Genomic DNA, 18962 nt, shown 5'->3' with positions numbered 1-18962 from the left:
AATTTTACCTGTTTTTGCGGGTGCAGCACGTGACAGACCACCAAAAACCGGTAAAACGACAAGTAGCCAAAGTAAGAGGAGCCGCCATGGCCGATGTCAATCGGGGCAACCGCCCGCTCTCGCCACACATTATGATCTACCGTCCGCAGATGACCTCGATATCGTCGATCATGGTTCGACTGTCCGGTCTTGCGGCGTTCGCAATCGCGGCACTTGTTGTTTGGTGGTTGCTTGCTGCTGCCACGTCTGAGGCCGCATTTGCTGGCATCGACGGCTTTCTGCGCAGCTGGTTTGGTCAGCTTATCCTGACGGGTGGGGTCTGGGCACTGTGGTACCACACGTTGGGGCGCCTGCGCCACGTGATTTGGGATTTCGGCTATTGCCTGGATGTTTCGGTTTCCGAAAAGATGGGCATTGGCATGTTTGTCGGGGCGACCGTTCTGACCATCATCACCATGGCTTTGGTGTAAGGAGGATCGCGATGCAATACCTTACCGATCGCAAACGCGCGCAAGGCTTGGGCGCTGGGAACTCCGGAACGCAAACCCATTGGCGCACCATGGTTCGCGCGATGATACTAACCGTTCTGGTGCCCTTGTTCGTCTTCACTTTTGGTTACGGCATCGGCGGGACTTACGAAGAGGTTCTGGCCTATTTCGCCCGACCCTTCCCGGCCATCGTCACCGCCCTGACATTGGTCGTTGGCCTGCAACAGCTTATGTATGAGGCGCAAGAAACCATCGAGGATTACGTGCACGGGATCGCGGAAAAGATCACACTCGTTGCGATGTGGGCTTTTGGCTACACGCTGATGGCTGCGGGGCTTTTTGCCCTCGTCAAGCTGGCCCTGTGAAGACGCGCGGTAAGGATCAGAGATAATGACAGCAGCATATGAATATGAAACCCACGAATATGACGTCGTGGTTGTCGGAGCCGGCGGAGCCGGTCTGCGCGCAACGCTGGGTATGGCAGAGCAAGGCCTGCGTACAGCCTGTGTAACCAAAGTCTTCCCAACGCGCTCGCACACGGTTGCAGCGCAAGGCGGGATCGCCGCGTCGCTGTCCAACATGGGCCCGGACCATTGGCAGTGGCACATGTATGACACCGTCAAGGGCTCGGACTGGCTGGGTGATACCGACGCAATGGAATACCTGGCGCGTGAAGCGCCCAAAGCTGTATATGAGCTGGAACATTACGGCGTGCCGTTCAGCCGGACCGAAGAAGGCAAGATTTATCAGCGCCCGTTCGGTGGCCACACGACCGAGTTTGGCGAAGGCCCCGCCGTACAGCGGACCTGTGCCGCTGCGGACCGGACCGGCCACGCGATCCTGCACACGCTCTATGGTCAGTCGCTGAAGAACAATGCCGAGTTCTACATCGAGTATTTCGCCATCGATCTGATCATGTCCGAAGACGGGCAGTGTCAGGGCGTCGTCTGCTGGAAGTTGGACGACGGCACGATGCATGTCTTCAACGCCAAGATGGTGGTGCTGGCAACCGGCGGCTATGGCCGGGCGTATTTCAGCGCGACCTCGGCCCATACCTGCACCGGTGACGGTGGCGGTATGGTGGCGCGTGCGGGTCTCGCCTTGCAGGACATGGAATTCGTGCAGTTCCACCCGACCGGCATCTACGGCTCGGGCTGCCTGATCACCGAAGGTGCGCGTGGCGAGGGCGGGTATCTGACCAACTCGGAAGGCGAGCGGTTCATGGAGCGCTATGCGCCCCAGTACAAGGATTTGGCACCGCGGGACTATGTCTCGCGCTCGATGACCATGGAAATCCGCGAGGGCCGTGGGGTCGGTGGCGAAGGGGATCACATCCACTTGAACCTGTCACACCTGCCTGCCGAAGCTTTGGCCGAGCGTCTGCCGGGCATTTCGGAAAGCGCCAAGATTTTTGCCGGTGTCGACGTGACCAAAGAACCGATCCCGGTTCTGCCGACCGTGCATTACAACATGGGCGGTATTCCGACCAACTATTGGGGTGAGGTTCTTAACCCAACCGCTAAAGACCCGACTGCCGTAGTGCCGGGCCTGATGGCCGTGGGTGAGGCCGGTTGTGCCTCGGTCCATGGTGCGAACAGACTGGGTTCGAACTCGCTGATCGACCTTGTGGTCTTTGGTCGTGCCTCTGCGATCCGCGCCGGTAAGGTTGTGGATGCCGAGGCTCCGAACCCGGTTCTGAATCAGGCGTCGGTCGACAAGGCGTTTGACCGGTTCGACACGGTCCGCAACGCCAGCGGTGCAATCCCGACCGCTGATCTGCGACTTGAGATGCAGAAAACCATGCAGGCTGACGCGGCTGTTTTCCGGACCGCCAAAACCATGGCCGAAGGGGTCGAAAAGATGACCGCGATTGCCGCCAAGATGGACGATCTGCAGGTCACCGACCGCTCGCTGGTCTGGAACAGCGACCTGATGGAGACGCTGGAGCTGACCAACCTGATGCCAAACGCTTTGACGACGATCGTTGGAGCCGAGGCGCGCAAGGAATCCCGTGGCGCTCACGCCCATGAGGATTTCAGCGAACGGGATGACAAAAACTGGCGTGTTCATACGGTCAGCCGAGTCGATGGCAATAAGGTTGACCTCAGCTATCGCCCGGTGATCGTCGATCCGCTGACCAACGAGGATGAAGGCGGCATCAGCCTCAAGAAAATCGCGCCCAAGGCGCGAACCTTCTAAGGAGTGAATTGATCAGGCAATGGTGTGCGAACGCCACATACCCAAGGACAACGCCCTGACCTTTGGCCGTTTGTCACCGTTTAGTGCCCGGAGGCGGTCATGACGGTCGAGGTGCTGCACTCGGTTCAAACCGATCCGAAAATCATTCTGATCGGTTTGAACCGCTGCGCGACGACCTCGTTCCACAGGCTGTTTCAGGACAGTGGTATTCCGTCGGTGCATTGGGTGGATGAGCGGGGCGATAAGCTGGCGCATCGTATGATGACAAACATCGCCATGGGCCGCAAACCGCTGGATGGGTTTGGTGCTGTTCGGGCGTTTACAGATATCTCTTTTGTGAACGCGCGCTTCATGCTGGATGGCACTCGGTTTTTCCGCGAATTGCACGCCGCATATCCAGACGCCTATTTCCTGCTGAACACGCGCAATGTGGACGATTGGATCGCCTCACGCGCGCGTCACAGCAATGGCGGATATCTGGAACGGTGCTGCAAGGCAAACGGCCAGACCGCTGACGACGTCAAGCAAGGCTGGCGCCGTATGTATGACGTGCACCATGTCGAGGTGCAGGAGTATTTCGCTGGAAACCCCCGGTTTCTGCGCTTTGATATCGACCGGGACACCCCGCAGGCCATTGCCGACTGGCTATCCCCGGATTTTGACGTGAACATTGCCCATTGGGGGCATCATAATCGCGGCGCATCTGATCGCGCCCGGACAGGCTGAATGGAGAATTGACATGGTTCAACTGACCCTGCCCAAGAATTCCCGGATGACAACCGGCAAGACCTGGCCCAAACCGGAGGGCGCGAAAAACCTGCGCAAGTTCCAGATTTACCGCTGGAACCCGGATGACGGCCAGAACCCGCGTGTCGACACATATTTCGTCGATATGGATACCTGCGGTCCGATGATTCTGGACGCGCTGATCAAGATCAAGAACGAGATTGATCCGACCCTGACCTTCCGCCGGTCGTGCCGCGAAGGGATCTGTGGCTCTTGCGCGATGAATATCGACGGGATCAACACGCTGGCCTGTATCTATGGCATGGATGAGATCAAGGGCGACGTGAAAATCTATCCGCTGCCGCATATGCCCGTGGTTAAGGACTTGATCCCCGATTTGACCCATTTCTACGCTCAGCACGCATCCATCATGCCTTGGCTGGAAACCAAAACCAACCGTCCCGCGAAGGAATGGAAGCAGTCGATCGAAGACCGCAAGAAGCTGGATGGCTTGTATGAATGTGTGATGTGCGCCAGCTGCTCGACCTCGTGCCCGAGCTACTGGTGGAACGGCGACCGCTATCTTGGCCCCGCAGCATTGCTGCATGCATATCGCTGGATCATCGACAGCCGCGATGAAGCCACAGGTGAGCGTCTGGATGAGCTTGAGGATCCCTTCAAGCTGTACCGCTGCCACACGATCATGAACTGCGCTAAGACCTGCCCCAAGGGATTGAACCCGGCGGCGGCAATTGCGCAGATCAAGAAGATGATGGTTGAACGTTCGGTTTGACCCAAAAATCGCGCTTGCCGAGTTGCGGCAAGCGCATGTCCCTGTTGCGAAATCAACCGATGTCGACGGGCGCAAAACACCCTAGATTTGCGATAGGGAGGAGTGATGGGATCAACTCAGGATCACTCCGATGAAAACAACACCACAAACCCCAAAACCGACCGCCAAGGAAGCATTGGAAATGCTTGAACAGGCATGGGCCTACTACACGCCCGAGCCGTCGACTGTTCAGTCGCGTGAGCCCGAGTTTTTTGAGTACGCAAACGCAGCCTGAGGGCTTGCCATCGATGGATAGAATGGGCGAAACAGATTCATGCCCATACTATTGCTTCTTCTGGCCGCTGGGGTTTTTGCCTACTTTCTATGGCGCTCCCGCACGTCCTCACTGACGCGAGAATGCCGATGGCGGCAACATTGCGACGAAGGCCTGTGGGTTTGCGCCTATTGTGGCGCGAAGGTGGAAAGCGTGGATAGCCCAACGCAATGCTTGCGGCAGACATCGGGGAAATAGAAATCGGGCAGAAGCGAACTCTGCCCGTTCAGGTCTAGCCTGCGTCCGGAAAAGCGGCGTGAAGTGCAATTTCGACCATATCGCCAAAGCTACTTTCGCGATCGGATGAGGGCAGTGCCTCACCGGTTAGCAGATGATCAGAAACGGTCAGAACGGCCAGAGCCCGGCATTTGTGCCTTGCGGCAAGAATATACAGCTCAGCGGCTTCCATCTCGACGCCCAACACACCATGGCGCACCATCTGCTCGTTTAGATCAGGGCGTTCATCGTAGAACACATCCGACGAGTAGATCCCACCGACATGGGTTGGCGTTCCTTTTGCCTTCGCCGCGTTGGCCGCCGCCTGCAGCAAGCCCCAATCTGCGCAGGGGGCAAAGTTCAGCTCTTTCATGATACCACGTGATGGCGTGCTGAGCGTCGTTGACGTCATCGCCAGAATAACGTCCCGAATATTAACGCTGTCCTGCATCCCTCCGCATGATCCGATCCGGATCAGCGTTTTGGCACCATAGTCCCGGATCAACTCATTCACGTAGATCGACAGGGATGGCATGCCCATGCCGCTGCCTTGAATCGTTACCGGATGGCCATTCCAGCTGCCAGTAAAGCCCAGCATACCCCGAACATTGTTGACTTGTTTTACGTCGGTCAGAAACGTTTCAGCCGCCCATTTTGCACGATACGGATCACCAGGCAAAAGAACGGTTTCTGCGATTTCGCCTTGTTCCGCGCCAATATGAATTGTCATTTCGGCACCTATCTTGCTTAGATTTCCAGATCGGAAATAACTGCGCCAGATTTCAGCGCATCATGAATCCATTGCGGTTTCCGACCGCGACCTGTCCAGGTTTGCGCCGGATCGGCCGGGTTGCGATATTTTGCTTTTGCCTTGGTGCCTTTAGCGGTGCGTGGTGCGTCATCAGACAATTCAGACAGCGAGAAGCCAAATTCTGCCGCGGCTTTTTCTGCCGCTTTCAGCGCTTCTTTACGTTCACGCTTTTCAGCGTTGGCCAACGCTTTTTCGACGTTGTCGCGCAAAGACAACAGCTCTTTCCGTGACATTTCTTCGAGATTGATCCCCATTGCTATTCTCCGTCCAGTATTTTGGTGCTGTACGCAAAGACGAGTGCGCATTCACGCAACGCGATACCCTACCCCCAAAGAATTGGGAATAGAAACGGGGAATTTATTGGATTAAATGTCCGTTATTCTGCGGCCAGGTTTTTCGGATCCACCAATTCAACAATATCCCCCATGATCGAATTCAATTCGAAATTCTTGGGGGTATAGACTTTGGCGACACCCATGGCTTTGAGCTTTTCCGCATCTTCATCCGGAATAATACCGCCAACAACGACTGGTATGTGATCCAGACCGGCGTGACGCAAGCGGGACAGGACGTCTTCGACCAAGGGCAAGTGGCTGCCAGACAGAATAGACAGGCCGATGACATGCGCGTCATCTTCGGCAGCGGCGGTGACGATCTCTTCGGGGGTCAGGCGGATACCCTCATAGCTGATATCCATACCACAATCCCGTGCGCGGAAGGCGATTTGTTCAGCCCCGTTCGAATGGCCGTCCAGACCGGGCTTGCCAACCAGAAACTTGAGACGGCGGCCTAGCTTGTCGCTGACAGCGTCCACGGCGGCGCGCAGGTCGTCCAAACCTTCGGTTTTGTTTGAGACGGACCCGGACACACCGGTCGGACCACGATAGGTACCATAGACCTTGCGCATTTCTTCGGCCCATTCGCCGGTGGTGGCACCCGCCTTTGCTGCCGCAATCGAGGGTTCCATCACATTGGTACCGTTCTGCGCAGCCTCGCGCAGCGCGGCCAGGGCGGCGGCAACCGCTGTATCGTCGCGCTCAGCGCGCCAATCGTTCAGGCGGTTGATCTGCTCCTGCTCGACAGCCGGATCAACAACCATGATCCCACCATCTTCGGTTTGCAGGGGCGAGGGTTCACCATCGATCCACTTGTTCACGCCAACCACAACCGTCTCGTTGCGCTCGATCCGGTTTAGGCGTTCGGCGTTGGAATCGACAAGGCGGGATTTCATGTACTCGATCGAGGCTACGGCACCCCCCATCGAATCGAGGTTGGCCAGTTCGGCGCGCGCGCCTTCTTTCAGTTCCTCGACCTTGGCGTCCACCGCCGGGTTGCCGTCGAACAGGTCGCCATATTCCAGCAAGTCGGTCTCATAAGCCAGAATTTGCTGCATCCGCATCGACCATTGCTGATCCCACGGGCGGGGCAGGCCAAGCGCCTCGTTCCACGCGGGCAATTGCACCGCACGGGCGCGGGCCTTTTTCGACAGGGTCACGGCCAGCATCTCGATCAGAATGCGATAGACGTTGTTTTCCGGCTGCTGCTCGGTCAATCCCAGCGAGTTCACCTGAACGCCATAGCGGAATCGGCGGAATTTCGGGTTCTCAACGCCGTAACGGTCTTGCAGGATTTCGTCCCAAAGATCGACGAAGGCGCGCATTTTGCACATCTCGGTGACAAAGCGGATACCGGCGTTCACAAAGAACGATATCCGTCCACACAGCGCTGGGAAGTCCTCGGCTGGGACACGCGGGCGCAGTTCATCTAGCACTGCGATGGCAGTGGCCAGTGCATAAGCCAGTTCCTGTTCAGGTGTCGCACCGGCTTCTTGCAGGTGATAGGAACACACGTTCATCGGGTTCCATTTTGGCACATGTGTATAGCAATACTCGGCGACATCCGCGATCATCTTCAGCGATGGTTTGGGTGGGCACACATATGTACCACGGCTCAGGTATTCCTTGATCAGATCGTTCTGAACTGTGCCCTGCAGCTTTGAGACATCCGCGCCCTGTTCCTCGGCCACCGCAATATATAAGGCCAGCAACCAAGGGGCTGTCGCATTGATCGTCATCGAAGTGTTCATCTGTTCCAGCGGAATCTGGTCGAACAGAACCCGCATGTCACCCAGATGGCAGATCGGCACGCCCACCTTGCCGACCTCGCCCCGTGCTAACGTGTGGTCACTGTCATAGCCGGTCTGCGTTGGCAGATCGAAGGCCACCGACAGGCCGGTCTGACCTTTGGCAAGGTTTCCGCGATACAGCGCGTTCGAGGCTTTAGCGGTGGAATGACCGGCATAGGTTCGGATCAGCCAAGGGCGGTCTTTCTGCGTCTGCGTCATCGGCGGGCCTCGTGTCTCGAAGGGTAACAAAATTACGTCTTGGGGTTCTAAAGCGCAATTTTCAGGCCATGTCAATTCGCTGCGTTGCGGCATTTCAAGTTTGTTCAGATTGTGAGCCGCTCCAATTAGTGGCACTGTGCTGACATGACTCAGACCGTGGAGCTTCCGCTGTGGCTTTTTCTGTTGATCGTGGTCTTTGCCATGGTCACCTTTGCCTCGCATTTTCTGTTCCCCTCGGTGCGCTGGTTTTTTCGGCGCCGGTTGGAACGGGCCGTTTCCCGGTTGAATCAGCGCCTGCAAAGACCGATCCAGCCGTTTAAACTCGCGCGGCGGCATGACATGATCCAGCGGCTGATTTATGACCCACAGGTTGGTCAGGCCGTTCAACAGCATGCGCATGAAGAAGGAATCCCCGAAGCGGTCGCTTTTGAACAGGCGCGTCGTTACGCGCGCGAGATCGCGCCTTCTTTTTCGACCTTTATCTATTTCAGCTTCGCCATTCGTCTTGCCCGACTGCTCAGCAACACGTTCTACGATGTCCGCCTAAGCTATGCGGACGAAGCAGCGATCAAGAGGATTGATCCAGAAGCGACAGTGGTCTTTGTCATGAACCATCGCAGCAATATGGATTATGTGCTGGTCACTTATCTGGCCGCACAGCAATCCGCGCTGTCCTATGCGGTGGGTGAATGGGCGCGGGTCTGGCCCCTCAGCCGCTTGATCCGGGCCATGGGGGCTTATTTTATCCGTCGTAAGTCTGGCAGCGACCTGTATCGACAGGTTCTAGCCAGCTATGTCCGTCACGCGACGGAGGCCGGGGTGACACAAGCCATGTTCCCGGAAGGAGGGCTTAGCCTGACCGGCGCTTTGGGGCGGCCAAAGCTGGGGCTTCTGAAATATATCATCGATGGAACTTCGCCCGAAGGCCGGGATGTGGTGTTTGTGCCCGTTGCCCTGAACTACGACCGGGTTCTAGAGGATACGATCCTGACCCGTGCCGCATTGGGGTCTGAACGGCGATTTCACGCTCGGATCGGGGTGATCACGCGCTGGATTTTGAAACAGATCTGGCGCCGCTTGATTGGCCGCTACAAGCGGTTTGGCATGGCTTCGGTCAGATATGGCAGGCCGATTTCGCTGAAACAGTTCAGTGGGGAGGGTCGGAGTGATCTGATGACAGATCTGGCCCGCGAACTCATGCAGCGTATTGGCGCTGCGATCCCTGTGGTCCCCGCACCGGCTGCCTGTGCGCTGCTACGTGACCATGGTCCGATGTCCGAGCAAGATTTGAAAGCGCGTATTACAGGGTTGATGAAGGCGGATGACGATCGACTGTCCGAAAATGGCGAGGCAGTGGATAATGCACTGGATCAACTGGTCGAGCGTCGACTCCTGAGCCATGATGAAGGTATCTTCAGCCTGTCAGATCAGCGCATCGACCTTCAAAACTACTACGCGGCATCCGTTCCGGCGCGTGTGATTTCTGGAAATACTGCAGATGCGAAAGAAATTTCTGCATCTGCTGGGTCATAAAATTACAAAATCTGCGCAAAAGCGGTTGCAATATTACCTAACGGTCAATATTCACATTTTGAGACGCGCGCGATTCTGCGGCGCGGCAAAGGTATTGAGAGAAGGAGGCCAGCATGGCTTTGGACACCGAAAGCGGTATCGCGTCGTACGAGGCACCCGAAAAGGACCTCTATGAGATGGGGGAAATCCCTCCGATGGGGTTTGTGCCCAAGCAGATGTACGCCTGGGCAATCCGCAAAGAGCGTCACGGAGAACCAAATACCGCGATGCAGCAGGAAGTGGTCGATGTGCCTGAGTTGGACAGCAACGAGGTTCTGGTCCTCGTGATGGCGGCGGGCGTCAATTACAACGGCGTCTGGGCTGCTCTGGGCCAGCCGATCAGCCCATTTGATGGCCACAAGGCTCCCTACCATATCGCTGGTTCGGATGCGTCGGGTATCGTTTGGGCCGTGGGTGACAAGGTCAAGCGCTGGAAGGTCGGCGATGAGGTGGTTATCCACTGCAATCAGGACGATGGCGACGACGAGGAATGCAATGGCGGCGATCCGATGTATTCGCCCAGCCAGCGTATCTGGGGCTATGAAACGCCTGACGGCTCGTTCAGCCAATTCACCCGTGTTCAGGCGCAACAGCTGATGCCGCGCCCCAAGCATCTGACTTGGGAAGAAGCTGCATGCTATACGCTGACGCTGGCCACCGCCTATCGGATGCTGTTCGGGCACGAGCCGCACGATCTGAAACCCGGTCAGAACGTTCTGGTTTGGGGCGCATCGGGTGGTCTGGGCTCGTATGCGATCCAGTTGATCAATACCGCAGGTGCGAATGCAATCGGCGTGATCTCGGACGAAAGCAAACGTGACTTTGTCATGGGCCTGGGTGCCAAGGGCGTTCTGAACCGCAAGGATTTTAACTGCTGGGGCCAATTGCCCACGGTCAATACCCCGGAATATGCCCAATGGTTCAAAGAGGCCCGTAAGTTCGGCAAGGCGATCTGGGACATCACTGGCAAAGGCAACAATGTCGATATGGTGTTCGAACATCCTGGCGAAAGCACCTTCCCCGTCTCGACCTTCGTGGTGAAAAAGGGCGGTATGGTCGTGATTTGTGCCGGAACCACCGGGTTCAACTGTACTTTCGACGTGCGCTACATGTGGATGCACCAGAAGCGCTTGCAGGGCTCGCACTTTGCACATCTGAAACAGGCGGCGGCCGCGAACAAGCTGATGGTCGAGCGTCGTCTGGACCCTTGCATGTCCGAGGTGTTCACCTGGAACGACCTGCCAGAGGCGCATATGAAAATGCTACGAAACGAACACAAGCCCGGTAACATGTCGGTCCTTGTTCAGGCGCCACGTACCGGCATGCGCACGTTGGAAGAGGTTCTGGACGCGCGCGGTTAAGACATCCACAAGTCGTCTTTCAGCACCCGCGAATCACCGTCTCGGTTCGCGGGTGCCTTGCTTTTTCGGACCAGTTTTAAGGCTATCAAGGGGTTGCAGAACCAACCCTCGCTGCTTTTGGGGAGTAGAAACCAGTGAATAGGCTGAAAAACATCACGCATGTTATGGTTGTGTTAACTGTTCGTTAACTGTTTCAGAGAGACCCTGATGGCGCAGAATGAGTGGATTTTGGACGTATTGTCGGACCTCAACGCGTTCGCAGTTGCGAATGGGTTGACCGCGTTGGCTGAACAGTTGGATGACACCCGGCTGATCGCCGCCGCCGAGATCGCGTCCATCAAGGATAAGGCACAGGCGCCGGCGGATGGCAACAAAACTCGATTTGAGTCAAATCCTGCAGGATTTGGAAAACACCAGCACGCTTGACGAGCTCAGCGTCGTTGCCTTTCGACTACGCGATCATCTGAAGATCGAACATCTGACATACCATTGGGTTGACGGGGCCGGAGATCAATACGGCTGTACAACCTATTCTGATGCCTGGGACGCACGGTACCGGGAAAAAAACTATCACCGCATCGACCCTGTCATTCTGGGCTGTTTCCAACGATTTCATCCAGTTGATTGGAAGTCTCTGGACTGGTCTGGGAAAGTGTCAAAGGCGTTCTTGCAGGACGCGCTGGAACATGGGGTTGGTAATCAGGGATATTCGATCCCGATCCGGGGGCCTAATGGGCAGTTCGCGCTGTTTACTGTCAATCACAGTTGTGACGATAAAACCTGGCAGAACTTCATTGCAGTTTATGGGCGCGAATTGATTCTGGTGGCCCATTTCATCAACCGCAAGGCACTGGAGTTTGAAACGGATCGACAACCCGAATCGACACGCAGCTTGTCCCCGCGTGAGATCGACGCGATGACACTATTGGCCTTAGGTTATAGCCGCGCACAGGTGGCGCATTCCCTATCGATTTCCGAACACACGCTGCGGGTTTATATCGAAAGCGCCCGCGCAAAGCTGGGCGCGCAAAACACAACCCATGCGATCGCCACGGCACTTAGCCGAGGATTAATAGTGGTTTAAGCCTCGCACGCCCTGAGAACAGATAATTAACCACGACTCTGTACCCCTTTCGTTCCTGCACAGGACGACAAGGGGAAAAGTCATGTTGCGTTATCTGTATGCCGACGAGCTGCATAAGTTTCCAACTCTGGCCGAGGGGATGTTTCTGGATCGCGCGGATCAGTTCAAAACCCGATTGGGTTGGGATGTTCACGTCAATGCAAAAGGGGAAGAGCGGGATCAATACGATGATCTCAACCCGCTTTATGTCATTTGGGAAGAACCCGATGGCAGCCATGGCGGCTCGATGCGGGTGCTTCCAACCACCGGGCCGGTGATGATCAACGAAGTGTTCGGACATCTGAACGAGGGGGAACCGATTTGCAGCCCACTGATCTGGGAAGTCACGCGGTTTTGCCTGTCTCGCACAGCCAGCCCGCATACCGCCGGAGCCATCATGCTCAGCGGTGGCGAGATGATGGAAGGGTTCGGCCTGACCCATATTGCCGGTGTATTCGATGCCCGCATGATCCGGATCTACCGGATGATCGGCTCATCACCGGTTGTGTTGGGAACCGAAGGTAATGGGCGCGATCAGATTTCGGTCGGGTTGTGGCCCTACTCGGCGGATGACTGCAACCGTGTCGCCGCACGGGCTGGTATTCCAAGAGAGCTGTCCAGACTGTGGTTCAAAACGGCGTTTGGTTCCGGAAAACACCATCGGTTTGCTTTGTCCGCGTAACGAACGCGAAAACACCATTCGGCATCTGGCGATGGCTGGCGCGGCCTTGTAGGGTCGCGCCATGTCTTTGCCGCACGTGACCTTTTCTGAAGACCAGGCCGCCGCCTATGACAGCATCGCCGAGATGCTGCGCCAAGCCGGTGTGGACCTGGAAGATGACGCTTTGCTGAAGCTGCCGGGGGCAGGTAAGTCTGGCGTTATGGCCGTGATTGGTAAGGCCGGTTCGGGTAAGACTCTGCTACTGGCGGAACTTTACAAGGCGTTGGCCGACAGCGGTGTTCAGATCGTCTCGGGCGATTATGAAAGCCGCAAATCCCGGGATAAGCGGACGCTTGCGATTCTGGCCCCGACCAACAAGGCCGCCAGTGTGCTGCGCTTGCGCGGTGTGCCCGCCACCACCATTCACCGCATCCTCTATACACCCGTTTATGATCCGGAGTACGAGCGCATCGCGGAATGGCTGGCCGGAAATGGCGAACGGCCCGAGATTGAAGGCCTGACCGATGAGGCGCTGGACCGCGCAGCCGCCTTTTACGAAAACAACAAGTCGATCCCCGGTGCACTGGCTGCAGCTGGGTTGCGAGGGTCGGATTTCATCACCGGCTGGAAACGTCGGGATGAGCCGCTGGATATCGGCTTTGTTGATGAAGCTTCGATGCTGGATGATCGTCAGTTCGAAGACCTGAAAGAGATTTTTCCCACCTTGCTGATGTTTGGCGACCCGGCGCAGCTGGCTCCTGTCAATCAATCCGGCAGCATGGTGTTTGAAACGCTGCCCGAGCTGCGCAAGCTGGAATTGCACCGGGTCCACCGACAGGATGCCGACAATCCGATCCTCGATCTGGCCCACGCGCTGGCCGATCCGGCCATGGGGTTTGAAGATTTCGAGCGGATGGTCGAAGACACCGCCCGCCGCGACGACCGTGTCGTATGGGGGCAAAGGGTCGAGGTCGACCTGATGGCCCGCAGCCCGGTTCTGGTCTGGCGCAATGCAACACGCATTCGGTTGATACAGGCCTTTCGCCAGGTGCATGGGGCGCCGGATACCGAATTGCTGGAAGGCGAGCCTCTGATTTGTGACGGTATTGAGCTGCCACTGAAACATCGCAAAAAGCGGCTGGATCTTGAGGCACGCGGTCTGATCAAAGGCGCTCAGGTCATCTATCTGGGACCTGGGCGCAAACCGGGCTTTTCGCGCCTGCATGTGATGGGGGCTGAAGACCCGCAGGTCAGTGCCGCCTCGATTGTGCAGATCGAACAACCGGATGAAGAAGAACCTTTTATCCCCTATGCGGCTCGCATGGGTGCAACGTTTCTGCATGGTGCCGCAGTGACAATCCACAAGGCGCAGGGATCACAATGGGATACGGTGCAGGTCTTTGCCCCAGATATCTATGCAGCGGCCCGGATGGGGCGGACCGAAGCCGGGCAACCCCTTTGGAAACGGTTGGCCTATGTGGCGATCACACGGGCGCAGGAGCGGTTGATCTGGGTTGTCCGAAACCGGTTGTCGAAACCCTCATATCCTTTGCGTGTTGATGACCTGAAGGCTATCCCGGCAACCTCACTGACGCTGGAGGTGGAAGAGACATGAAAACAATCATAGTCACCGGAGCGAGTTCGGGCATTGGCCAGGCCACGGCAGAGTTGTTTCTGGCCGAAGGTTGGACTGTGGGCTTGCTGGCCCGCAGTGCTGACAAACTGGCCGCAATTGCTGAAGGTCAGGCGCATGCGATACCGCTGGTTGCGGATGTTACGGACCCCAAGGCTGTCGATCACGCTTTTCAGACGTTTGAGGGCCAAACCGGTCGGCTGGATGTACTGTTCAACAATGCGGGCATCTTTGCCCCCGGCGGCACGATTGATGAAATCGCGCTGGAGGATTGGTATCACAGCGTCAATGTGAACGTGAACGGCATGTTTCTGAGTGCCCGGGCCGCGTTTCGGAGTATGCGCAACCAATCCCCGCAGGGTGGTCGCATCATCAACAACGGGTCCATCGCCGCTCATGTGCCGCGTCCGAACTCGGTGCACTACTCGGCCACGAAACACGCGATCACGGGGTTGACCCGCAGCCTGTCTCTGGATGGGCGCAGTTTCGGCATTGCCTGCGGTCAGATCGATATCGGCAATGCCCGCACGCAGATGGTTCAGGGTCTGGTTGATGCGGCCATTGCCAGCGGTGAAACACCCGACCCGACGATGGATGTTCAGGATGCTGCGCGTTCGGTCCTGCATATGGCCAACCTGCCGCCTGAGGCGAATGTCCAGTTCATGACAGTGATGGCCACCACCATGCCCTATATCGGAAGGGGTTAGGCTTTTTACTTTTCGCGCAGCAATCTGAACGCGGTTGAGGCACCCCAACCCGCTACGATTGCGATGACCAGCGACATCAGGCCATACCACACCGGTTGCTCGCGCGACATGGTATAAAGAAACCGCTCCAGCCCCACTTTGCGCACGTCAATCGTTGTCTCATAGCGCGACACGACCTCGCCGCCTCTTGTCAGAAAGATACGCGCCACATAGTCACCTTCGGTCAGGTCTGCAGGCATCGCAACCGAGGTGCGAAACAGGGTTTGCTCATCCACTGCCACCGTGTTTTCACGGATGGAATACAGGTCTTCGCTTTCCCGAATGCGCACAACTGCTTCGGCAAAATCCTGAGCGCCTTGAATGTTCATCGCGGCGCCAACAGACCTAATGGCCCGCTCGATTGAGATACGATAGCGCAGGTCTTCGGTGTCGGTGATGATATCGTCAAACGGTGCGCTGGTGGCGACCGCATAAAAGCTGGGCGCAAGGTCGACCAGTACACTGTCGGTGTTGACCCAAATCCCTAGCCTGCGGGCCTTGCGGCGCACGGTGATGGGTTCTGACGGGCCTGCCAAGGCGACGATAACCTCAACCGGGGGACCTTCGGGGATTGGGGCCTCGCGTTTGATGGCGCCGAAGATCAGAATCTCAGACCCATCGAAATTCGCGGTGATCGCGACGCGATCCTGACTGAGCCCAAGAACCACCTGTTCCTCTGCGGCGGCGGCGGGCAAGCACATCAGACATAGGGCGGCAAAGAACGCGCGGACCATCATCAATGCCCTCCGCTTGCGCCGAGGGAGTATAGCTCGCTCGGTTCCAGAAGCAGATCAAGCGCCAGCTTGCCACAGACCACAAGGACCAAAGCCGCCAGAAGAACGCGCAGTTGTTCGGCGGGCATGCGGGCTCCGATCACGGTACCGATCTGGGCGCCGATCACGCCGCCCACCAGCAAGAGAACGGCCAACACAATATCGACCGTGTAGTTGGTGGTGGCATGCAGCATGGTTGTGAAGGCGGTGACGAAGATGATCTGGAACAAAGATGTTCCGACCACAACCTTCGTCGGCATTCCCAGCAGGTAAATCATGGCCGGGACCATGATAAAGCCTCCGCCCACGCCCATGATGGCGGACAAGATGCCGACACACAGCCCGACGACAACCGGCGGGATGACCGAGATATACAGGCCAGAGGTGCGAAAGCGCATCTTCAGAGGCAGTGAATGTACCCAGCCACGTTGGCGTCGTTTGGCAGGCCCACCTGTGCCTTTCTTCACGCGTCGCAGGGCGCGCAGGCTTTCGACGAACATCAGGCTGCCGATGACACCCAGAAAGACCACATAGCAAAGCGTGACCAGCAGATCGACCTGGCCCAGACTTTTGAGATAGTTGAAGATCACCACACCCACGGCGGCCCCGATAAGGCCACCCACCAGAAGCACCGTGCCCATCTTCAAATCTACGGTTTTTCGTCGAAGATGCGCCAGCACACCCGAAAACGAAGACGCGACGATCTGATTAGCTTCGGTTGCAACAGCAACCGCCGGGGGAATGCCGATAAAGAACAGCAGCGGGGTCATCAGGAACCCCCCGCCGACGCCAAACATACCGGACAGGATGCCGACCATCCCCCCCAGCCCTAGTAGAAGAATGGCATTTACAGAGACTTCGGCAATGGGAAGGTATATTTGCATGGTTTCTTCTAGGCGCGCCGGGAACGATTGCGCAACGATACAATGCTGTCGCGGCGGGAACGGGTTGGCAACTGGATTCGACCCAAGTTCTGAACAGTCACAAGCCCAACGTCAACAGCGTGCCAAGGCCGCCGAGCTGTGAAATCTATCCGAGACCAGAGGTTCATACCCTCTTAGAGCGGTTGCGGCATGCAAAATCAACTCTGCATGCCGCTTTGCAGCGAACAGGACCCAAATTTGTTCCGAACTGGACTTATCAGCGTTCCTTCACATAGGGTTCGCCGCCTGCGCGTGGGGGAACGGCCTTGCCGACAAACCCGGCCAGGATCACCACAGTCAGGATGTAAGGCAGGGCGTCCATCACCTGAACCGGGATCACGACCCCGCCCAGATCGATATTCTGGAACCGCAGGGCGATGGCTTGTAGCAGACCGAACAACAGGCACGCCCACATCGCATGCCATGGCCGCCATTTTGCGAAGATCAGAGCTGCCAAAGCGATGAACCCGCGACCGGCTGTCATTTCTTTGACAAAACCCGCCTGCAAGGCCGTAGCAAGATAGGCCCCGGCAATCCCGCATAGAATGCCGCAGATCGCAACGGCCGCAAACCGCAAGCCAACGACCGAAACGCCAGCTGTATCGACCGCCGCCGGGTTTTCACCCACGGCTCGCAGGCGCAGGCCAAACCGGGTGCGATATAGGATCCACCATGTGAGAGGCACCATCAGGAAGGCGACGTAGACCAGTATCGAATGTCCGGACAGAAGTTCCGAGTAGATTGGACCGATAACCGGAACGTTGCTTAGCGCCTCTGCAAAGGGAAACTCTATGGGTTCAAATCGGCCACCGCCAAACAGGGACGGGGTACGCCCGCCTTGCTGAAACCAGCTTTGCGCGATCAGAACGGTCAGCCCCGAGGCCAGAAAGTTGATCGCCACGCCCGAGATCAGTTGATTGCCCCGGAAGGTAATCGAAGCCACCCCGTGCAAGGCCGACAAGATAAGCGACGCACCGATACCCGCCAAAAGACCCAGCCAGACTGATCCAGTCACTGCTGCAACGGCTGCCGAGAAGAAAGCAGACATCAGCATCTTGCCCTCAAGCCCGATGTCGAAGATGCCAGCTCGTTCCGAATAAAGCCCGGCCAGACAGGCAAGCAGCAGAGGTGTCGCAAGGCGAATGGTCGAATCGAGGACTTGAATGAGTGTGATAAAGAACTCCATCACTCCGCCCCTTTCCGCAGACCCAGGAACAGCTTTTCAAGCGGCATGCGCACCATATTGTCCAGCGCCCCTGTGAACAGGATAACCAGCGCCTGAATGACGACGATCAGCTCACGCGGGATCGAGGTCCAAAGCGCAAGCTCGGCCCCACCCTGATACAGGAAGCCAAACAGGAGCGCGGCAAGAAACACGCCAAACGGATGCGAGCGTCCCATCAGCGCGACGGCAATACCAATGAACCCGGCCCCTTCGGTCGAATTCAGGACCAGACGCTCCGCCTCGCCCATCACGTTATTAATTGCCATCAAACCGGCCAGCCCGCCCGAGATCAGCATGGCAATGATGGTGATCCGTACCGGCGAAATCCCAGCGTAAACGGCTCCGGTTTCGGTTTTGCCATAGGATCTAATCTCGTACCCAAGGCGCGTGCGCCAGATCAGAGCCCACACCACGACACAAGCCAAGATCGCCACGAAGAATGAGATATTGGCGGGTGCGCCTCGGAACATCACGTTCTCAGCGGTCGAGAACATGGATTGGAACGTCGGCAGATGTACGGCCTCGGGGAATCGCGCTGTAGCCGGGTCCTGCGAGCCCTGAGGGCGCATTACATTGACCAGCATGTAGTTCAGAAAGGCAGCAGCGATAAAGTTGAACATGATCGTGGTGATCACGATATGGCTGCCGCGCTTGGCCTGAAGATAGGCAGGGATTGCGGCCCATGCCGCACCGAACAAGGCGGCCCCAAGCGATGCGGCGGCCAGCGCAATACTCCAATGCGGCCAGGGAATGTACAGACATACCATGGCTACGCCAAGACCGCCCAGCATCGCCTGTCCTTCGCCGCCAATGTTGAACAGCCGCGCATGAAAGGCCACGGCCACGGCCAGCCCGGTGAACATGAAGTTGGTTGCGTAGTAGAGTGTATAGCCCCAGCCATAGGTCGACCCCAGCGCGCCCGTAACCATCAGGTTCACGGCTTCAACCGGGTTCTCACCAATGGCCAGAATGACCAGCGCCGATAGGATCGTGGCCAACAGCAAGCTGATCACCGGGATCAGCACGACATCGGCCCATTTAGGCATCTTTTCCAT

At 57.2% G+C, this 18962-nt stretch carries 20 protein-coding genes; 13 read left to right on the top strand and 7 right to left on the bottom strand.

The window, feature by feature from the left end:
• The first annotated feature begins 86 nt into the window (after positions 1 to 86).
• The 6 genes from sdhC (at position 87) to ACR0DH_RS09810 (ending at position 4480) form a co-directional block, all read left to right on the top strand.
• Entirely contained in the window at positions 87 to 470 is a 384-nt protein-coding gene (gene sdhC / locus ACR0DH_RS09835) for a succinate dehydrogenase, cytochrome b556 subunit (protein ID WP_480544353.1), read from the top strand.
• A gap of 11 nt (positions 471 to 481) precedes the next feature.
• Positions 482 to 853 (top strand): succinate dehydrogenase, hydrophobic membrane anchor protein, encoded by a 372-nt coding sequence (locus ACR0DH_RS09830; RefSeq protein WP_480544352.1) that lies wholly within the window; start codon positions 482 to 484, stop codon positions 851 to 853.
• Positions 854 to 878: 25 nt separating this feature from the next.
• Positions 879 to 2687: a succinate dehydrogenase flavoprotein subunit gene (gene sdhA / locus ACR0DH_RS09825; protein WP_480548553.1), complete on the top strand. Its 1809-nt coding sequence runs from the start codon at positions 879 to 881 to the stop codon at positions 2685 to 2687.
• A 99-nt stretch (positions 2688 to 2786) separates the two neighbouring features.
• The gene (locus tag ACR0DH_RS09820) at positions 2787 to 3413 is read left to right on the top strand and encodes a sulfotransferase (RefSeq protein ID WP_480544350.1); all 627 of its coding nucleotides are present in this window, start codon (positions 2787 to 2789) and stop codon (positions 3411 to 3413) included.
• Positions 3414 to 3426: 13 nt separating this feature from the next.
• On the top strand, positions 3427 to 4206 hold the full coding sequence (locus ACR0DH_RS09815) for a succinate dehydrogenase iron-sulfur subunit (protein WP_170535844.1): 780 nt from the start codon (positions 3427 to 3429) through the stop codon (positions 4204 to 4206).
• Positions 4207 to 4336: 130 nt separating this feature from the next.
• On the top strand, positions 4337 to 4480 hold the full coding sequence (locus ACR0DH_RS09810; RefSeq protein WP_480548555.1) for a hypothetical protein: 144 nt from the start codon (positions 4337 to 4339) through the stop codon (positions 4478 to 4480).
• Positions 4481 to 4751: 271 nt separating this feature from the next.
• On the opposite strand, the gene deoD is transcribed toward ACR0DH_RS09810, so the two are convergent.
• The 3 genes from deoD to ACR0DH_RS09795 form a co-directional block, all read right to left on the bottom strand.
• Positions 4752 to 5465 (bottom strand): purine-nucleoside phosphorylase, encoded by a 714-nt coding sequence (gene deoD, locus ACR0DH_RS09805; RefSeq protein WP_480548557.1) that lies wholly within the window; start codon positions 5463 to 5465, stop codon positions 4752 to 4754.
• Between the two features lie 17 nt (positions 5466 to 5482).
• Positions 5483 to 5800 carry an H-NS histone family protein gene (locus ACR0DH_RS09800; protein ID WP_480548930.1) on the bottom strand — a complete coding sequence of 106 codons (318 nt, stop codon included), beginning with the start codon at positions 5798 to 5800 and terminating at the stop codon, positions 5483 to 5485.
• Positions 5801 to 5922: 122 nt separating this feature from the next.
• On the bottom strand, positions 5923 to 7983 hold the full coding sequence (locus tag ACR0DH_RS09795; RefSeq protein ID WP_480881641.1) for a protein meaA: 2061 nt from the start codon (positions 7981 to 7983) through the stop codon (positions 5923 to 5925).
• Between the two features lie 51 nt (positions 7984 to 8034).
• Here ACR0DH_RS09795 and ACR0DH_RS09790 point away from each other — a divergent pair, with 51 nt between their 5' ends.
• From ACR0DH_RS09790 to ACR0DH_RS09760, 7 genes are all read left to right on the top strand, one after another.
• Positions 8035 to 9423 carry a 1-acyl-sn-glycerol-3-phosphate acyltransferase gene (locus ACR0DH_RS09790; protein WP_480548561.1) on the top strand — a complete coding sequence of 463 codons (1389 nt, stop codon included), beginning with the start codon at positions 8035 to 8037 and terminating at the stop codon, positions 9421 to 9423.
• A 113-nt stretch (positions 9424 to 9536) separates the two neighbouring features.
• Complete coding sequence (ccrA, locus tag ACR0DH_RS09785; RefSeq protein ID WP_480548563.1) at positions 9537 to 10823, top strand: crotonyl-CoA carboxylase/reductase; 1287 nt, start codon at positions 9537 to 9539, stop codon at positions 10821 to 10823.
• A gap of 207 nt (positions 10824 to 11030) precedes the next feature.
• Positions 11031 to 11249: a hypothetical protein gene (locus ACR0DH_RS09780; protein WP_170535599.1), complete on the top strand. Its 219-nt coding sequence runs from the start codon at positions 11031 to 11033 to the stop codon at positions 11247 to 11249.
• The gene (locus tag ACR0DH_RS09775) at positions 11188 to 11907 is read left to right on the top strand and encodes a helix-turn-helix transcriptional regulator (RefSeq protein ID WP_480548565.1); all 720 of its coding nucleotides are present in this window, start codon (positions 11188 to 11190) and stop codon (positions 11905 to 11907) included. Before ACR0DH_RS09780 ends, ACR0DH_RS09775 begins: the two co-directional genes overlap by 62 nt.
• A gap of 82 nt (positions 11908 to 11989) precedes the next feature.
• Positions 11990 to 12628 carry an acyl-homoserine-lactone synthase gene (locus ACR0DH_RS09770; RefSeq protein WP_480548567.1) on the top strand — a complete coding sequence of 213 codons (639 nt, stop codon included), beginning with the start codon at positions 11990 to 11992 and terminating at the stop codon, positions 12626 to 12628.
• A gap of 61 nt (positions 12629 to 12689) precedes the next feature.
• Positions 12690 to 14222: an ATP-dependent DNA helicase gene (locus ACR0DH_RS09765; RefSeq protein WP_480548569.1), complete on the top strand. Its 1533-nt coding sequence runs from the start codon at positions 12690 to 12692 to the stop codon at positions 14220 to 14222.
• On the top strand, positions 14219 to 14947 hold the full coding sequence (locus tag ACR0DH_RS09760; RefSeq protein WP_480548571.1) for an SDR family oxidoreductase: 729 nt from the start codon (positions 14219 to 14221) through the stop codon (positions 14945 to 14947). Before ACR0DH_RS09765 ends, ACR0DH_RS09760 begins: the two co-directional genes overlap by 4 nt.
• 5 nt (positions 14948 to 14952) lie before the next feature.
• Here the strand turns inward: ACR0DH_RS09760 and ACR0DH_RS09755 are convergent, their stop codons facing one another.
• From ACR0DH_RS09755 to ACR0DH_RS09740, 4 genes are all read right to left on the bottom strand, one after another.
• The gene (locus ACR0DH_RS09755; protein ID WP_353012104.1) at positions 14953 to 15720 is read right to left on the bottom strand and encodes a TIGR02186 family protein; all 768 of its coding nucleotides are present in this window, start codon (positions 15718 to 15720) and stop codon (positions 14953 to 14955) included.
• A 2-nt stretch (positions 15721 to 15722) separates the two neighbouring features.
• A complete protein-coding gene (locus tag ACR0DH_RS09750; protein ID WP_480548573.1) occupies positions 15723 to 16643 on the bottom strand; it encodes a sulfite exporter TauE/SafE family protein in 921 nt (306 codons plus the stop codon).
• A 256-nt stretch (positions 16644 to 16899) separates the two neighbouring features.
• On the bottom strand, positions 16900 to 17868 hold the full coding sequence (locus ACR0DH_RS09745; RefSeq protein WP_170535868.1) for an ABC transporter permease: 969 nt from the start codon (positions 17866 to 17868) through the stop codon (positions 16900 to 16902).
• The gene (locus ACR0DH_RS09740) at positions 17868 to 18962 is read right to left on the bottom strand and encodes an ABC transporter permease (RefSeq protein ID WP_480544341.1); all 1095 of its coding nucleotides are present in this window, start codon (positions 18960 to 18962) and stop codon (positions 17868 to 17870) included. The genes ACR0DH_RS09745 and ACR0DH_RS09740 overlap by 1 nt, the downstream gene beginning before the upstream one ends.

The organism is Ruegeria sp. I1, assembly GCF_056532675.1.
Note: the sequence above shows the minus strand (reverse complement) of the source record. Positions and strands in the feature narration are given on the sequence as shown.

Coding starts and splice junctions, on each gene's coding strand:
- sdhC (WP_480544353.1), top strand. CDS start 87: ATGGCCGATGTCAATCGGGGCAACCGCCCGCTCTCGCCACACATTATG.
- ACR0DH_RS09830 (WP_480544352.1), top strand. CDS start 482: ATGCAATACCTTACCGATCGCAAACGCGCGCAAGGCTTGGGCGCTGGG.
- sdhA (WP_480548553.1), top strand. CDS start 879: ATGACAGCAGCATATGAATATGAAACCCACGAATATGACGTCGTGGTT.
- ACR0DH_RS09820 (WP_480544350.1), top strand. CDS start 2,787: ATGACGGTCGAGGTGCTGCACTCGGTTCAAACCGATCCGAAAATCATT.
- ACR0DH_RS09815 (WP_170535844.1), top strand. CDS start 3,427: ATGGTTCAACTGACCCTGCCCAAGAATTCCCGGATGACAACCGGCAAG.
- ACR0DH_RS09810 (WP_480548555.1), top strand. CDS start 4,337: ATGAAAACAACACCACAAACCCCAAAACCGACCGCCAAGGAAGCATTG.
- deoD (WP_480548557.1), bottom strand. CDS start 5,465: ATGACAATTCATATTGGCGCGGAACAAGGCGAAATCGCAGAAACCGTT.
- ACR0DH_RS09800 (WP_480548930.1), bottom strand. CDS start 5,800: ATGGGGATCAATCTCGAAGAAATGTCACGGAAAGAGCTGTTGTCTTTG.
- ACR0DH_RS09795 (WP_480881641.1), bottom strand. CDS start 7,983: ATGCCGCAACGCAGCGAATTGACATGGCCTGAAAATTGCGCTTTAGAA.
- ACR0DH_RS09790 (WP_480548561.1), top strand. CDS start 8,035: ATGACTCAGACCGTGGAGCTTCCGCTGTGGCTTTTTCTGTTGATCGTG.
- ccrA (WP_480548563.1), top strand. CDS start 9,537: ATGGCTTTGGACACCGAAAGCGGTATCGCGTCGTACGAGGCACCCGAA.
- ACR0DH_RS09780 (WP_170535599.1), top strand. CDS start 11,031: ATGGCGCAGAATGAGTGGATTTTGGACGTATTGTCGGACCTCAACGCG.
- ACR0DH_RS09775 (WP_480548565.1), top strand. CDS start 11,188: ATGGCAACAAAACTCGATTTGAGTCAAATCCTGCAGGATTTGGAAAAC.
- ACR0DH_RS09770 (WP_480548567.1), top strand. CDS start 11,990: ATGTTGCGTTATCTGTATGCCGACGAGCTGCATAAGTTTCCAACTCTG.
- ACR0DH_RS09765 (WP_480548569.1), top strand. CDS start 12,690: ATGTCTTTGCCGCACGTGACCTTTTCTGAAGACCAGGCCGCCGCCTAT.
- ACR0DH_RS09760 (WP_480548571.1), top strand. CDS start 14,219: ATGAAAACAATCATAGTCACCGGAGCGAGTTCGGGCATTGGCCAGGCC.
- ACR0DH_RS09755 (WP_353012104.1), bottom strand. CDS start 15,720: ATGGTCCGCGCGTTCTTTGCCGCCCTATGTCTGATGTGCTTGCCCGCC.
- ACR0DH_RS09750 (WP_480548573.1), bottom strand. CDS start 16,643: ATGCAAATATACCTTCCCATTGCCGAAGTCTCTGTAAATGCCATTCTT.
- ACR0DH_RS09745 (WP_170535868.1), bottom strand. CDS start 17,868: ATGGAGTTCTTTATCACACTCATTCAAGTCCTCGATTCGACCATTCGC.
- ACR0DH_RS09740 (WP_480544341.1), bottom strand. CDS start 18,962: ATGGAAAAGATGCCTAAATGGGCCGATGTCGTGCTGATCCCGGTGATC.